The sequence below is a fragment of the Variovorax sp. V93 genome, assembly GCF_041154485.1.
Classification (GTDB): domain Bacteria; phylum Pseudomonadota; class Gammaproteobacteria; order Burkholderiales; family Burkholderiaceae_C; genus Variovorax; species Variovorax beijingensis_A.
Genome location: NZ_AP028670.1, coordinates 244203 through 257821, shown reverse-complemented (window position 1 = coordinate 257821; position 13619 = coordinate 244203). Strand labels below are relative to the sequence as shown.

Annotated in this window: 13 protein-coding genes; 3 read left to right on the top strand and 10 right to left on the bottom strand. The window is 60.5% G+C overall.

Annotation, left to right across the window (positions count from 1 at the left end):
* The first annotated feature begins 22 nt into the window (after nucleotides 1-22).
* From ACAM54_RS27215 to ACAM54_RS27205, 3 genes are all read left to right on the top strand, one after another.
* Complete coding sequence (locus ACAM54_RS27215) at nucleotides 23-985, top strand: LysR family transcriptional regulator (protein WP_369651655.1); 963 nt, start codon at nucleotides 23-25, stop codon at nucleotides 983-985.
* Nucleotides 986-1201: 216 nt separating this feature from the next.
* Complete coding sequence (alr, locus tag ACAM54_RS27210; protein ID WP_369651656.1) at nucleotides 1202-2446, top strand: alanine racemase; 1245 nt, start codon at nucleotides 1202-1204, stop codon at nucleotides 2444-2446.
* Nucleotides 2427-2840 (top strand): tripartite tricarboxylate transporter substrate-binding protein, encoded by a 414-nt coding sequence (locus tag ACAM54_RS27205; protein WP_369651657.1) that lies wholly within the window; start codon nucleotides 2427-2429, stop codon nucleotides 2838-2840. Before alr ends, ACAM54_RS27205 begins: the two co-directional genes overlap by 20 nt.
* A 125-nt stretch (nucleotides 2841-2965) precedes the next feature.
* Here the strand turns inward: ACAM54_RS27205 and ACAM54_RS27200 are convergent, their stop codons facing one another.
* The 10 genes from ACAM54_RS27200 to ACAM54_RS27155 all read right to left on the bottom strand — a co-directional run bounded on the left by ACAM54_RS27200 (nucleotide 2966) and on the right by ACAM54_RS27155 (nucleotide 13335).
* The gene (locus ACAM54_RS27200; RefSeq protein WP_369651658.1) at nucleotides 2966-3607 is read right to left on the bottom strand and encodes a LysE family translocator; all 642 of its coding nucleotides are present in this window, start codon (nucleotides 3605-3607) and stop codon (nucleotides 2966-2968) included.
* Between the two features lie 122 nt (nucleotides 3608-3729).
* A complete protein-coding gene (locus ACAM54_RS27195; protein WP_369651659.1) occupies nucleotides 3730-4935 on the bottom strand; it encodes a PLP-dependent aspartate aminotransferase family protein in 1206 nt (401 codons plus the stop codon).
* 63 nt (nucleotides 4936-4998) lie between these two features.
* On the bottom strand, nucleotides 4999-5739 hold the full coding sequence (locus ACAM54_RS27190) for an amino acid ABC transporter ATP-binding protein (protein WP_369651660.1): 741 nt from the start codon (nucleotides 5737-5739) through the stop codon (nucleotides 4999-5001).
* A 42-nt stretch (nucleotides 5740-5781) separates the two neighbouring features.
* Nucleotides 5782-6867: an amino acid ABC transporter permease gene (locus ACAM54_RS27185; protein ID WP_369651849.1), complete on the bottom strand. Its 1086-nt coding sequence runs from the start codon at nucleotides 6865-6867 to the stop codon at nucleotides 5782-5784.
* A gap of 32 nt (nucleotides 6868-6899) precedes the next feature.
* A complete protein-coding gene (locus ACAM54_RS27180; protein WP_369651661.1) occupies nucleotides 6900-8072 on the bottom strand; it encodes an amino acid ABC transporter permease in 1173 nt (390 codons plus the stop codon).
* An 84-nt stretch (nucleotides 8073-8156) separates the two neighbouring features.
* A complete protein-coding gene (locus ACAM54_RS27175) occupies nucleotides 8157-9176 on the bottom strand; it encodes an amino acid ABC transporter substrate-binding protein (RefSeq protein ID WP_369651662.1) in 1020 nt (339 codons plus the stop codon).
* A 305-nt stretch (nucleotides 9177-9481) separates the two neighbouring features.
* Nucleotides 9482-10276: an aldolase gene (locus tag ACAM54_RS27170; protein ID WP_369651663.1), complete on the bottom strand. Its 795-nt coding sequence runs from the start codon at nucleotides 10274-10276 to the stop codon at nucleotides 9482-9484.
* A 303-nt stretch (nucleotides 10277-10579) separates the two neighbouring features.
* Nucleotides 10580-11383 carry an aldolase gene (locus tag ACAM54_RS27165; protein WP_369651664.1) on the bottom strand — a complete coding sequence of 268 codons (804 nt, stop codon included), beginning with the start codon at nucleotides 11381-11383 and terminating at the stop codon, nucleotides 10580-10582.
* Between the two features lie 7 nt (nucleotides 11384-11390).
* Nucleotides 11391-12065: a 2-hydroxychromene-2-carboxylate isomerase gene (locus ACAM54_RS27160; protein ID WP_369651665.1), complete on the bottom strand. Its 675-nt coding sequence runs from the start codon at nucleotides 12063-12065 to the stop codon at nucleotides 11391-11393.
* Nucleotides 12066-12069: 4 nt separating this feature from the next.
* Nucleotides 12070-13335, bottom strand: a complete 1266-nt coding sequence (locus tag ACAM54_RS27155) for an MFS transporter (RefSeq protein WP_369651850.1) — start codon at nucleotides 13333-13335, stop codon at nucleotides 12070-12072.
* Nucleotides 13336-13619: the final 284 nt, after the last annotated feature.

The following is a 13619-nucleotide window of genomic DNA, read 5'->3' as shown; positions in this document are numbered from 1 at the left end:
CATATTCGCTCGTGGGCATGAGATGACCGGAGACAATCGCAACCTTGGCATTCACTGGGAAGATCTCGAACTTGTCTTCCAGGTGTTCCAGTGCGGCGGGGTCAAACCCGCCGCTGACGCCTTGCGCCTGGACATTTCGACTGTCCGGCGGCGCCTGCGCACCATCGAGCAAGAACTGGGATATCGGCTCTTCGAGGTTCGCGCAGGAAAATCCATCGTCACTGCCGATGGCGAAGCGCTCGTCGACGTGGCGATGCGCATGGACAAGGCCGCAAGCGAACTGCGTGGCGCCAGGATCGACCAGGAGCGGGACATTCACGGCAGCATCCGGGTGTCGACCATGGAGGGGTTCGGCGCCTGGTATCTCGCCTCGGCGCTCGCCCAGATGCAGGCGCAACATGCGGACCTGCAGGTGGAGCTTGTCACGGCGCATCGGCCGTTGAGTCTGGATCAGCGTGAGACGGATCTTTCGATCGAAATGGTGAGGCCCTCGACGGGGGCTTTTCGCGTTCGGCTGCTGGGTACGTACGATGTCGGTTTGTACGGCGCGGTCGAATACCTCGCAGGTCATGGCACGCCCACCTCCGTCGACGGCCTGGCCCGTCACCGCTTCGTGGGATATGTCCCGGAGCTCGCACTGACGGAGGTCAAGTGGCTGGACGAGTGGGTTCCACACGTCAAGCTCCACTTCGCGAGTACCAGTCTGGCCGCGCAGCTTCACGCTGCCGCCTCGGGGGCAGGCCTATGTGCTCTTCCGGCCTTCATGGCAGAAGCCAATCCTTCCCTGGTCCGAGTGCTGTTGACGCAACCGCCCGTGACCCGGCAATGGTGGCTGGTCACGCGGGCATCCGATCACATGGTCAAGAGGGTCAAGGCTGTAGCTCAGTATCTGGGGGCGATCGTGGAAAGGGATCGATCGCGCCTGAGCTATCCGCCGCTTGCCGCCGCAACGTCCTTACAGGCAGAGCAACGACTAGGCCCTTGAGCCGCTCGGTGCTTCAACAGCTCGTTCGGCTGCGTCGAGGACGACACGCGTTGCATGGATTCGCCCGGGATGGCTCCCAACATCCCGATGACTTGGGCTCATAGCTGACATGGCCTGTGAGGCATGGATCTTCGACTGCGCGGATCGGACACTCCTGAAGGGCAGCACTGCGCAGGAAGCAGTGCTGCTGATTCCCAAAAAAAGGAGACAGTTCCCGTGAAGCATTCCCTGACGTCGCTCGCACTTTCAGCGGTCGTTCTTGCCGTTGCAGGCTGTTCAACACCCAGCCCTTCGTCCAACCTTGGACCCACAGCGGTGCTCGGCGGCGACGTGGCAAAGTGGTCCAATGCATGGTCCGAGGTGGACGCGGTAGCCTTCGAGCAAAACATTGCGCAGTTAAAGGCGCAAATTGGCTCAGGCCCCCAGATATGCGCCACGATGAAGGGGGATGCATATCGCCACGGTCTTGGCTTGCTGATGCCGTCGATCATCAAGATGGGCATTCCATGCGTGGGTGTCGCCAGTAACGAGGAAGGATTGCTTGTCAGGCGCAGTGGCTTCAAGGGGCGACTCCTTAGGCTGCGCGCAGCTTCGATTCCAGAGATGATCGAAGGCATCCCGTTCGATTTCGAGGAGTTGATCGGCAACGTCGACGTTGCGCGTGAACTGGCGCTGGAAGCAGGACGTCGCAATGCGACGGTGCGGATCCATCTTGCCATCAACGCCGGGCAGATGGATCGCAATGGTGTCGAGATGCGAACCGACCGTGGGCGACAGCAGGCGGTGGACATCCTGAAGATGCCGGGGCTACGTCCGGTGGGCATCATGACGCACTATGCGCTCGAAGATCGCGAGAAGGTGAGGGCGCAATCACGCGAGTTCGCGCAGGACGCGGAATGGCTTGTGCGGGTTGCGGGACTACAGCGGGAAGCAATTACCCTCCATACCGCAAACTCCTATGCCACCATGGAGGTGCCAGAAAGCCATTTCGACATGGTTCGTCCCGGCCGCATTCTCTACGGATATTCGAGCTACCCGCAGTTCGCCAAGCTGCTGACATTCAAGTCGCGCGTGGCTACCGTCAACGAATACATGGCCAACACCGGAGTGACATACAACCACACATACGTGCTGAGACGCGATTCGCGCCTGGCCAACATCCCGGTCGGATATGCCGATAGCCATCGCAAGGTTTACACGGGCGGTGATGTGCTGATTCGAGGACATCGGGCGCCCATAGTCGGCGCCATCACGATGAACACGCTGATGGCCGATGTGACGGACTTCCCGGACATCCGGGCCAATGATGAAGTCGTTCTCTATGGGGCGCAAGGCGGCGAGACGATCCAGGGAGATGAACTTCAGAAGTACACCAAGGAATCCATGGTCGAGATGACCACACGTTGGAGCGTCAATCCTAGAAAACTGATCTCGAACCAAGTTGCTCAGCCTCGACCCTAGCTATCGGCTGCTCGATGCACTCTCGCTGTTGCAGATCGCAGGCGGGCTGTCGTATGGAAGTTCCGGCACTGGCGGCACGCCGCACGCCGCTGCCGAGATGCTGAGAGTGAAGACGGGCGCGAACTTCGTCCATGTGCCCTACACGGGCGGTCGTGCCGACCGTCGCCGAGACCGTGCCCGGCTTCGAAGCGAGTTCGTCGATCGGCATCCTCGCACCGGCCAGGGACGCCCAAACCCATCGTTGACCGCGTGCAGCGCGAGCATCAAGGCGCGCCTGACCAAGCTCGGCATCGCGTCCGCGGGCAACACATCGACCGAACTCGGCCAGCAGATTCATACCGATCTGAAGAAATGCGCCGAGGTGCTGAAGGCCGCCGGCATCAAGATCGATTGACCGTTCAAATCCTTGTTCCGGGCCGATTGAGCTCGGTCAAGGGAATCATCGCAGGTGCCACCGGGCCGGGGCGGGTGGTAGCAGGCTGGCAAATGCATCGACGCGGTGCCTTTGCCAAGTGCTACTCAGTTATGCCCGCCGAGCAGCATGCTCCCGCCCACTACGGTGAAGAACAGCATCAGGACGAAATTGATCCGGCGTTGCATGCGTTGATAGATCCGTGCCAAGGGCGGCATTGAGAAAACTGCGGCGTAACAGACGTAGATCAGCACGGCGATCGGCACGCACCCGGCGAGAATCACGAATGGCAAATAGGCCGGCGCGCCAGATTGAAGGCCCAAGGACATCGTCGCTACCCACGAAAGGATGGCTTTGGGATTGGCAACGTGGATCAGGAGACCTCGCACATAGAGGGCCTTGAACGAGTGCGGCGCTGAAGACCCGGCGCCAGCAACTGATGACGACCGATCGCGAAATGCTGAGCGTCCGAATGCGAAAGCGAAATACAGAAGGTAGGCTCCTCCTGCCATCGTCACCATCGTCATGGCGCCGCTGTGAGTGATCAAAAGCGCTGCGAGCCCGGTCGATGCAAGAATCGCCCAGATCATTGTGCCCGTCACGACACCAGTGGCGACCACCAGCCCATCCCGCCGACCTCCGCTCATCGCCACTTCCATGACGGTGAGATTGCTCGGGCCAGGGCTCATCGCTCCAACGAAGAACGTCAGGTAGGCTGGAGAGAGTTGGGCCAAATGTTCCATCGGCATGCAGAGCTTGTCGGCAGCTCGCAGGCTGAAAACTCAGCATGCCGTGCTGTTGCACGGCATGCCGATTGATCTGTCGTTGCCGCGCCGTGGGCATCGACCTGCGAACGCCTTCTGAGGCATGGTTACCGGATCGTATCGAGTGCTTGCCGAAGATCGTCGATGATGTCGTCCACATCCTCCAGCCCTACGGAAAGCCGGATCAGATCCATGGTGACCCCGGCGCTCAGACGTGCCGCTGGCTCGACCTTTTGGCGAGCCTTGATCAGCGTTCCGGGGTGAGTGATCAGCGTTTCTGTGTCCCCCAGGCTGATTGCCCGCGACACGAGCTTGAGGTTGTCGATCATCTGGATGGCGCCGTCGAGCCCTGCGTGCAGCTCGAAAGAGAGCATGCCACCGCCGCGGCTCATCTGGGTCTTGGCCAAATCGAAGTCGGCGCTGCCTGCGAGGAACGGATAGCGGACGAGTTTCACGGCTGGGTGTGCCGTCAGCATCTCGGCAACTTTCTGTGCACTCTCGCTGTGCTGGCGCATGCGCAGCGTCAAGGTCTTGAGGCCTCGCAGCACGAGGAAGCAGAGCATCGGCGACAGGGTCGCGCCCGTCATGTATTTCAGACCCGCCGACCGGATCTTCTTGATCGTGGCGAGGTCGCCAAGCACTACGCCTGCAAGAAGGTCTCCGTGCCCATTGATGTATTTGGTCATCGAATGGACAACGAGATCCGCGCCGTGTTGGAGCGGCTGCTGCAGTGCCGGCGAACCAAAGGTTGAATCCACCAGGACCCGCACACCGGGGCTTTCGTGGGCCACATCGGCAAGGGCCCGAATGTTCAGCAGCTGGGCCGTCGGATTGACGGGCGTCTCGAAGTAAACGATGCGGGTCTTGTCAGAAAGAACCTGCCTCAGATTGTCAGGCTTGGTGAGATCGGTCTTGATGACTTTGATACCGAACCTCGGCAGGCCTTCGTCGATCAGGGAAGTCGCCGTGGAATACATCGTGTGGTGCACGACCAACTCGTCGCCGGCGGATAGCAGCGTCAGGAGGGTCGAGCAGATGGCTCCCATGCCTGATCCTGTCGCCAGGGCCGCCTCCGCGCCTTCGAGTTGTGCAAGCCGAGTCTCGAGGAGATGCTGGGTGGGATTGTGTTGGCGGCCGTAGACATATCGGTCGCTTTCGCCAGAGAAGACGGCTGCCGCGTCCGCGGTGTTCTCGAAGGCGAAAGTGGATGTCATGTAAATGGGCGGTGACACTGCGCCGTAGGGGTCCGACGCATCGTGACCGTGGTGGAGCGCGCGGGTTTGAAATCCGAGCGTATGCGACTTGTCTTGCATTGATTGTCTTTCTCGACTGTGTTGGGCTGGAAAAAAGATGCTTGCGGCGCTGGCGCTTGATAGCTAGTGCACGATCTGGCTCAGAAATTGACGGGCACGGTCCGATTGCGGGGCGCTGAAGAAACTCTCCGGTTCGCCCTGTTCGACAATTTCCCCGCAGTCCATGAAGATGACGCGATCGGCCACCTTGCGTGCGAAGCCCATTTCATGTGTCACGCACAACATCGTCATCTTGGTTTCTTCGGCGAGGCTGATCATCACGTCGAGAACTTCCTTGACCATCTCCGGGTCCAGTGCCGATGTGGGCTCGTCAAACAGCATGATCTTCGGCGCCATGCACAAGGATCTTGCGATCGCCACCCGTTGCTGTTGTCCGCCAGACAACTGCCCCGGGTACTTGTGCGCCTGATCTGGAATCCGTACGCGCTCGAGGTACTTCATCGCAAGCGCCTGAGCCTCCGCAAGGGGCTTTCCCAGAACCCAGGTCGGGCCGAGTGTGAGGTTCTCCAGCACGGTGAGATGCGGGAAAAGATTGAAGTGCTGGAAGACCATACCGACGTTGCGCCGGGCCGTCTCGATGCGCTTGAGGTCATTGATCAATTCGGTGCCGTCGACCGTAATGGTCCCTGCCTGATGCTCCTCGAGTCGGTTGATGCACCGAATCATGGTCGACTTGCCAGATCCGGAGGGACCACAGATCACGATGCGCTCCCCTCTGCGCACATTGAGATCGATGTCCCGCAGGACGTGGAAGTCTCCGTACCACTTGTTGACTTTTTGAAGACTGACGATGGCGTCGTTCATGGCTATATCCTTTTCGTCTGCTGTGAGATGAATCAGCAACTCTTACTTGCTGGCCGCGGTGTCATGTCCGCGCGCCAGATGCCTTTCCAGGGACCGGCTGTACTTCGATATCGAATAGCAGAAGATGAAGTAGATGAGGCCGATGAAGAGATAGGCCTCGACGCCGAAGCCAGTCCAGGCAGGATCGGCAAGCGCCGCCTTGGCCGCTTGCGTCAGATCGAAGATCCCGATGATGACGACCAGCGACGTGTCCTTGAACAGTGCGATGAAGGTGCCGACAAGCGGGGGAATTACCACCTTGAGCGCCTGCGGCAGGATGACCTTTCTCATCTGCTGCCAGTAGGTCAGTCCAATGGATTGGGCCCCTTCATACTGACCTCTGGGAATCGACTGGAGTCCGCCGCGCACGATTTCCGCTATGTACGCCGCGGCGAACATGATGATCGCGATCTGTGCGCGCAGAAGCTTGTCGATGCTGATTCCCTCAGGAAGAAAGAGTGGAAGCATTACCGAGGACATGAAGAGCAGGCTTATCAGCGGGACGCCGCGGATCAACTCGATGTAGGCGACACAGATGGCCTTGATGGCAGGCATGCGCGAACGCCTGCCCAACGCGAGCAGCACGCCAATGGGAAAGGCGAAAGCGATGCCGAAGGTGGAAAGAATCAAGGTCAGGGGAAGTCCGCCCCAGCGGACGTTCTCCACGAAAGTCAGACCCAACACCCCGCCCCACATGAGAACGGCGACCGCGAGGAGAGTGAAACCCCACAGAGCGAACAGGCCACGGCCCTGAAAGCGCCGCACACCTGTTCCCACAATGGCCGCAATGAGCGCCACTGTCGCAAGCAGGGGGCGCCATTGTTCGTCATAGGGGTAGGTTCCGAACAGGATGAGCCGGTACTTCTCCCGGATGAAGGCCCAACACGCTCCACCTGCTTCGCGGCATGACTGCGCATCGGGCGCCCGGAAGCTGGCCTTGAAGAGGAGCCATTCGAGCAGTGGGGGTGCTGCCATCAGCAGCAGCCAGGCGATCAGCAGGGTTGCGAGCAGGCTGGCGGGCGAATAGAAGAGTGTCCGGCGCGCCCAACCCCAGGGGGTCACAAGAGATGGGGGCGGCTTTGCCGTCATGGTTGCGGTAGATGAAGTGGTGCTGTTCATGTCTACCGCTCCACCAGCGCGATGCGCTTGTTGTACCAGTTCATCAACAGCGATACCGCCAAACTCACGGTCATGAAGGCTGCCATGATGATGAGGATGCCCTCGATGGCCTGTCCCGTCTGGTTCAACGTGGTGTTGACGACGGAAACGAGATCCGGATATCCGATGGCGACGGCAAGAGAACTGTTCTTGATGACGTTCAGGTACTGACTGGTCGTCGGCGGCACGATCACGCGCAGCGCCTGAGGCAGGATGACCAGCCGCAGGATCCGGCCGCGTGGCAATCCCATCGATTGGGCCGCCTCCCACTGCCCTCGGCTGACGGATTGAATGCCCGCACGGACGATCTCCGCGATAAAGCCCGCCGTGTAGGTGATAAGGCCGATCAGCAGCGCAAAGAGCTCGGGAGAGAATGCCCACCCTCCTTCAAAATTGAAGCCGCTGCGGTGAGGCAGGTCGAGATGAATATCCTGCCCACCGAGCAGCCATCCGAGAGAGGGCATGATCAGGCAAAGTCCGAGCACCCACGGCCACAGTCTGGATTGAACGCCTGTGGCGCGTTGCCTGGTGCGCTGATGGCGTGCCACCAGGAAGACGGCGATGGCGGCGATGACCAGCCCGACCGATATGCCCGAAAGTGACGTTCCCTCGACGGCTGGGGCCAGCAAGCCCCGGTTGGACATGTAGACCCCAGGCAGAGGATTCAGCGCAGACCGCGGCCCAGGCAGGACTTCGCCGATGAAGGCATACCAGATAAGCAGTTGCAGCAGCAGCGGCACATTGCGTATGAATTCAACGTACGCAGTGGCGAGCCGGGAGACCAACCAGTTGGCCGAAAGCCGGGCGATGCCGACGATGACGCCAAGGATGGTCGCGAACACGAGGGCGACGATGGATACACGCAGTGTGTTGACCAATCCGACCAAGATAGCGCGGCGATAGGTGTCGGAGGGAGAATAGTCAATCACGGATTCGCCAATCGCGAATCCGGCTTCCCGATCGAGGAATGCAAAGCCTGTAGCGATGTTGCGCGTAGCCAGGTTGTGCAGCGTATTGGAGACGAGATACCAGGCGGCGAGGGCGACAAGGCCCACTACGATGATCTGGTAAAGGACAGCCCTGAACTCCGGATGCTGCCAGGAGAATCTGAAAGGGGCACGATGGCGTGATTTCATGATGTGGCGGTAGAGCATTGAAGCGAAGGCGGCACCGGATTGAGGCGCCGACGAGCGCCTCAGTCCGGCATCACCCACGGATCCTTATCGGATCGGCCACCCGTACATCAATCCGCCCTTGTTGTAGAGGGCGTTCAGTCCGCGATCGAGCTTCATCGGGCTTTGTGCGCCCAAGCTACGGTCGAAGATCTCGCCGTAGTTGCCGACTTGTTTGATGATGTTATATGCCCACTTGTCGTCCAGACCGAGGCCCTTCCCCATACCCGGGGTCGTCCCGAGGATGCGCTGGATGTGCGGAGCCGTATTGTTCTTGACGACCTCGTCGACATTTTTCGAGGTCAGGTTGTACTCCTCCGCCTCGAGGAGTGCATTGAGCGACCACCGTACGACGTTGAACCACGCTTCGTCACCCTGGCGAACCATGGGGCCCAGCGGCTCTTTCGAGAGCGCTTCCGGCAGGATCACGTACTTGTCCGAGTTGCCGAAGTTGATTCGGGCGAGCGCGAGCTGGGACTTGTCCATCGTGATGCCGTCACAGCGGCCGGAAGCAAAGGCGCGCTTGATCTCGTCGACCGTGTCGAGCAGCACGGGTTTGAACGCCATCTTGAGGCCTCGGAACCAATCGGTAAGGTTCAACTCGGTCGTTGTTCCGGGGAGGACGCAGATGGTGGCACCAGCGAGATTCTTGGCACTGGTGACATTGGCATCTTTGGTGACCATGATGCCTTGGCTGTCGTAGAAGTTCACGCCGACGCCGATCAGCCCCAGTGTGGTATCGCGCGACATGGTCTGTGTCGTGTTGCGCGTCAGGACATCCACTTCACCTGATTGAAGAGCTGTGAAGCGCGCTTGGGTCGTGAGCGGCACGACCTTGAACTTTGTGGCATTGCCGAACATGGCGGCGGCGATCGCGCGGCAAGTGTCGACGTCAATGCCTTGCCATTCACCCTTGCTATCGGTGAATGCAAAGCCCGGCAGGTTCGTGGATACCCCGCATTGGACGAAGCCTCGCTTCTTGACAGCGTCAAAGGTTTGGCCGGCTTGCGCGACGCCGGCCAAACATAACCCCATGAGTGCAGTGGCTGCGAGGTGAATGATCTTCATGATTGTCTCCTGTTGTTGATCGAGGGGAAGGACCGGCGGTGAGATGTGTTGTCCGTGTGGGTGAAGGCGTGCGTACTGTTGAGAAATGGCGAGTGCCTCCACCTGGAAACCGATGCAGGCCTGCCCGCTGCAAGCCTCCTCTTGATAGAGGGACGATCGGAAGCCAAGAACACCGTGCGCGATAGCACCATGGTGCTATCGGGGTGGCTGGATCCCGCTTGTGGCGTGCCGGCCTCGCTTACCGAACTGTTGGCCGCGATCCCCAGGTCGACAGCCGCAACACAAGAAGCCATGGCGCGCAGACGTCAGCAGGCCGTCGAACTCGAGATGGGCTGTGGTGCACCTGCCGTCTGACGGCACCAGTAGTCGAAGGTGCTGTTGACGATCGACGGCTTGAGCAGGTAGTCGTGGGCTTCTCGTGCGAGTGCGTCGTCGACGGGAGTCAAAGCGCCGAAAGCAGCCTGGGCGCGTAACTGCATGCGGGCGGCACGCTCGAGATAGACCGACAGGTAGGTGGCCTCCTGAATGGTCTTGCCCGCGGTCAGGTATCCATGATGGGCGAGAACGATTGCGCGCTTGCTCCCAAGGGCGCCGGAGATGATGACGCCCTCATCGTCGGCGATCGGCACTCCGGGCCAGTCCGGCAGGAACGCGCAGTCGTCGTGCAGAGGGGTCATGTCCATCTGCGCGATCACCAGAGGCTGTCTGGCTGCGGCGAGTGCGGAGGCCCACGGCGAATGGGTGTGGATGATCGACTGTACGTCCTGACGCGCGCGGTAGACCCAAAGGTGGAAGCGGGTCGCGGGGTTGGGCATGCCCGTACCCGTCAGTGTGTTGAGATCTCCGTCGACCTCGATGAAGTCTTCCGGCGTGGCTTCGTCGAATCCCAAGCCGAAACGCAAGGTCCAGTAGGCCCCCTCCCGCTCCGAGCGCGCGCTGATCTGTCCCGCCAGTCCGGCTTCCTGGCCGGTCATCGCCAGGATCCTGCAGGCATAGGCTAGCGTCTCCTTCATATCCCGCTGAGGCGAGGGCAGGTGCTTCGCCATGTCTCGGGTGGCGCGGTCGTCGAAGTAGTTCTTGGGGCGCAGGGTTTCAGTCATCGAGGGTTCTTCGGATCCGTGATCTGACAGGCACTCGTGCCCATCCGGTTGATGACACGAAGTATCTTGACCTCGCGCAAGACATGCCATGCACCTGAGGGCATAGCAGCTATAAACGGGCTGCCTGCGCCATACGTGGTGACCAGTGATTGCGGGAAGGAGCAGAGGTAAAGGATCGACGTGACACTGCCGGTCCAGGGATTGCAATTGAGCCGACGCGCCAGCGGCTCGTGGCGTAGCCGGCTTCGCGCTATTCGCGCCTCAGGCCTGCCGGCCCAATACCGCATCCCTTGCTGATGCTCCCTACGAAGGAGAGCGAAGACAATCTGCGTTGCGCGGGTCCTTCAAGGACCGCCGCGCGTAGTAGTCGAATGCGAATTGGTTGCGCTTGGGCCGCAATACCCAATCATGGGCTTCGAGGCCCAATGCGGGATCGATCGACTTGATCTCGCCAGCTCCGCTCGCCAGCAACTGCATGCGCGCGGCCCGCTCGAACGCGATCGCCAGCACACAGGCTTCTTCCACCGTGCTGCCGGCGATCAGGAGGCCGTGGTGGGAGAGCAAGAGGGCGCGCTTGTTGCCCAACGCTGCCGCAATGAATTCTCCCTCCTCATTTCCCACGGGAATGCCTGGCCACTTGGCCACGAAGGCGACATCGTCGTACAGCACGCAATTGTCCATGTGCGAGACCACGAGAGGCTGTTCCAACATGCCCAATGCTGCCGTGTGGACCGCATGCGTGTGGATGATGCAATTCACATCGGGGCGTGCGCGATAGACCCACGAATGGAAACGGTTCGCCGGATTGGGCATGCCTGCGCCTTCCAGGACGTTGAGGTCCTCGTCCACGAGCAGGAGATTGTCTTCGGAGATTTCATCGAATCCCAGGCCCAAGCGCTGCGTGTAGAACTTCCCGGGCGTCTCCGTGCGCCCAGTGATCTGGCCGGCCAGTCCGGAGTCATGCCCGTTGTCGAACAGGACGCGGCAGGTCAGCGCGAGCTTCTGGCGAAGCGTATAGACACTGTCCTGAAATTGCTGGTCCATCTGTCTCGTCGATTGCAAGACAAGGGTGGCCTTGTCGAGTTGGAATGTGTCCGAATCGGTCATATATGCCTCAAGAACGTTCTTGGGTGGAAAAGCTGCGTTCGGGTTCGCCGGGGCGTTTGCCAGCAGTGGCCCGCCACGGCTGGATCGAGGATCTGGCGATCGCCTCTTCGAGAAAATCGAGACGATCTTGGCCCCAGAAGACCTCGCCGTGATAAACGTAAGTTGGGGAGCCGAAGACGCCAGCAGCGATTGCGGCGTGCGTGTAGCCTGAGTAGGCCGCCTTCACACGCGCCGACTCTGCATCACGTACGAGGCCCTCGTCGTCGAGGTGCAGCGAGTGAATGATCGAGCGAAGCGTTGCTTCGTCGGAGATGTCTTGGTCGTCGCACCATTCGGCGTGCAGGATGGCCTTGTAGAGCGGATGACAGGCGATGCCTTGCATGTCCGCCGCAATGACGATGCGCGATGCCAATCCGGCGTCGGGGCACATGAATCTGGGGCTCGGATTCACATGAATGTCCAGCCGTGCACACCAGCGCTCGAGCTCGGCGACTCGGTAGGCCTGGCGCTCGGGTGCTCGAAGCGGAAGGATGACGCCACCGGTCTTGGAGTAGACGTAAGGCAGGTCCACTGGCATATAGCGGATCTTCGCCCCTTGACGGGCGGCAAGGTCTTCGAGGCGGTCTGCGCCCAGGTAGGCCCAATCCGAGTTCAGCCAGAAATAGTAGTCGATGAGCTTCATGAGTTCACTTTGTATGCAATGGATCACCGACGATCGGGCCGTGTGCGAACCGCGACTCGCCGTGCATCTTCAAGGCACTGATCAGAGCGACCACACCGAGGCCGCTCAGGTACCAAACCACATATCGCGGGTCACCGTTACCCTTGGCCAGGAGCCAAGTCGCCACAATCGGTGCCAGGCCGCCGCCGATGGCGCCAGAGACCTGCACCGCTAGCGAGATGCCGCTGTATCGGACCTCCGCTGGATACTGACTGGAGAAGAGCCCACCTTCGGGACCGTACAGGGTTGCGTACACCAAGCCGACCGCGAGGATGACCGCCAGCTTGACCTGCAAGGGCTGACGTGTCTGCAGCAGCTCGAAGAAGAGCGGGGCGCAGGCGATGATCCCGACGGTGCCGAGGGCGAAAATCCACTTGTTGCCGATCCTGTCGCCAAGCACGCCGGCCAGCGGCATGATGACCAATGCCGCTGCCGCACCCCAGATCGTTGCGTCCAGCATGAGCGTGCGAGGTATCCCCAGGGTTCCGGTTGCATATGCCAGCGCAAACGTCACTGTCGTATAGAACCAAGTGACTTCCGCAAGACGCGCCCCGATCACAACGATGGTTTCCCGCGGGTACTCCCTAAGCACCTTCGCTATTGGCATCTCGACACGCGCGCCGCGATGGGTCATGCGCTCGAAGTCCGGGGACTCTGCCACTTTGATTCGAATGAACCAACCCACCAGCAGCAAGATCACGCTGGCCAAGAAGGGGAGGCGCCAGCCCCACGAAAGCATGTCGGCCTCAGGCAACTTGGCCACTGCTCCCATGGCCAGCGAAGATAGGATAAGTCCAGGCGCCACGCCGGCCTGGGGCAGGCTGCCGAAAAAGCCCTTCTTGCCGGGAGGCGCATGCTCTACGGCCATCAGCACAGCACCGCCCCATTCGCCCCCGACGGCGACCCCCTGCAGGAAGCGCATCAGAACCAGCAGGAACGCGGCCCAGTATCCAATCGACTCGTAGGAGGGGATCAGTCCGATCAAGACTGTGGGAACGCCCATGAGGAAGAGCGTGATGAGCAGCATCGATTTGCGTCCGACGCGGTCACCGAAATGCCCAAAGATGACGCCGCCCAGAGGGCGGGCGAAGAAGCCCACCGAGTAGGTAGCAAACGCAGCCATCGTGCCCGCGATCGGATCGAACGACGGAAAGAAGATCTTGTTGAAGATGAGCGCCGCTGCCGTGCCGTACAAGAAGAAGTCGTACCACTCTATCGTGGTGCCCATCATGCTCGCCAGTGCCGCGGTCACGTAGCCTTTGGTGCGCCCGCGGCCCGATGAAGATGTTGCAGAGTTCAAGCTGTCCTCCTCGCTTCAGGATCTTTCTGTACTTGCGTGCCAGCACCTGACAGGGACTTGGACGGAACTTCGGTCTGCCTCCACCAGCAGGTGCCGTGTCCTCGGGCGACGCGGTCGTCGACGTAGTTTTTCCGGCGCAGATCTTTGGTCATCATCAGTCCTTTGGATCCGGGGTTCGCGTGCCTGAAGCGATGACGACGGCTCGGCGCGTCGTT

What these genes read in the sequence shown, in the direction of transcription:
- ACAM54_RS27170 (WP_369651663.1), bottom strand. Translation starts at nt 10,276, where the DNA reads ATGACTGAAACCCTGCGCCCCAAGAACTACTTCGACGACCGCGCCACC.
- ACAM54_RS27155 (WP_369651850.1), bottom strand. Translation starts at nt 13,335, where the DNA reads ATGATGGGCACCACGATAGAGTGGTACGACTTCTTCTTGTACGGCACG.
- ACAM54_RS27160 (WP_369651665.1), bottom strand. Translation starts at nt 12,065, where the DNA reads ATGAAGCTCATCGACTACTATTTCTGGCTGAACTCGGATTGGGCCTAC.
- ACAM54_RS27195 (WP_369651659.1), bottom strand. Translation starts at nt 4,935, where the DNA reads ATGCAAGACAAGTCGCATACGCTCGGATTTCAAACCCGCGCGCTCCAC.
- ACAM54_RS27185 (WP_369651849.1), bottom strand. Translation starts at nt 6,867, where the DNA reads ATGACGGCAAAGCCGCCCCCATCTCTTGTGACCCCCTGGGGTTGGGCG.
- ACAM54_RS27165 (WP_369651664.1), bottom strand. Translation starts at nt 11,383, where the DNA reads ATGACCGATTCGGACACATTCCAACTCGACAAGGCCACCCTTGTCTTG.
- ACAM54_RS27200 (WP_369651658.1), bottom strand. Translation starts at nt 3,607, where the DNA reads ATGCCGATGGAACATTTGGCCCAACTCTCTCCAGCCTACCTGACGTTC.
- ACAM54_RS27175 (WP_369651662.1), bottom strand. Translation starts at nt 9,176, where the DNA reads ATGAAGATCATTCACCTCGCAGCCACTGCACTCATGGGGTTATGTTTG.
- ACAM54_RS27180 (WP_369651661.1), bottom strand. Translation starts at nt 8,072, where the DNA reads ATGAAATCACGCCATCGTGCCCCTTTCAGATTCTCCTGGCAGCATCCG.
- ACAM54_RS27215 (WP_369651655.1), top strand. Translation starts at nt 23, where the DNA reads ATGACCGGAGACAATCGCAACCTTGGCATTCACTGGGAAGATCTCGAA.
- ACAM54_RS27190 (WP_369651660.1), bottom strand. Translation starts at nt 5,739, where the DNA reads ATGAACGACGCCATCGTCAGTCTTCAAAAAGTCAACAAGTGGTACGGA.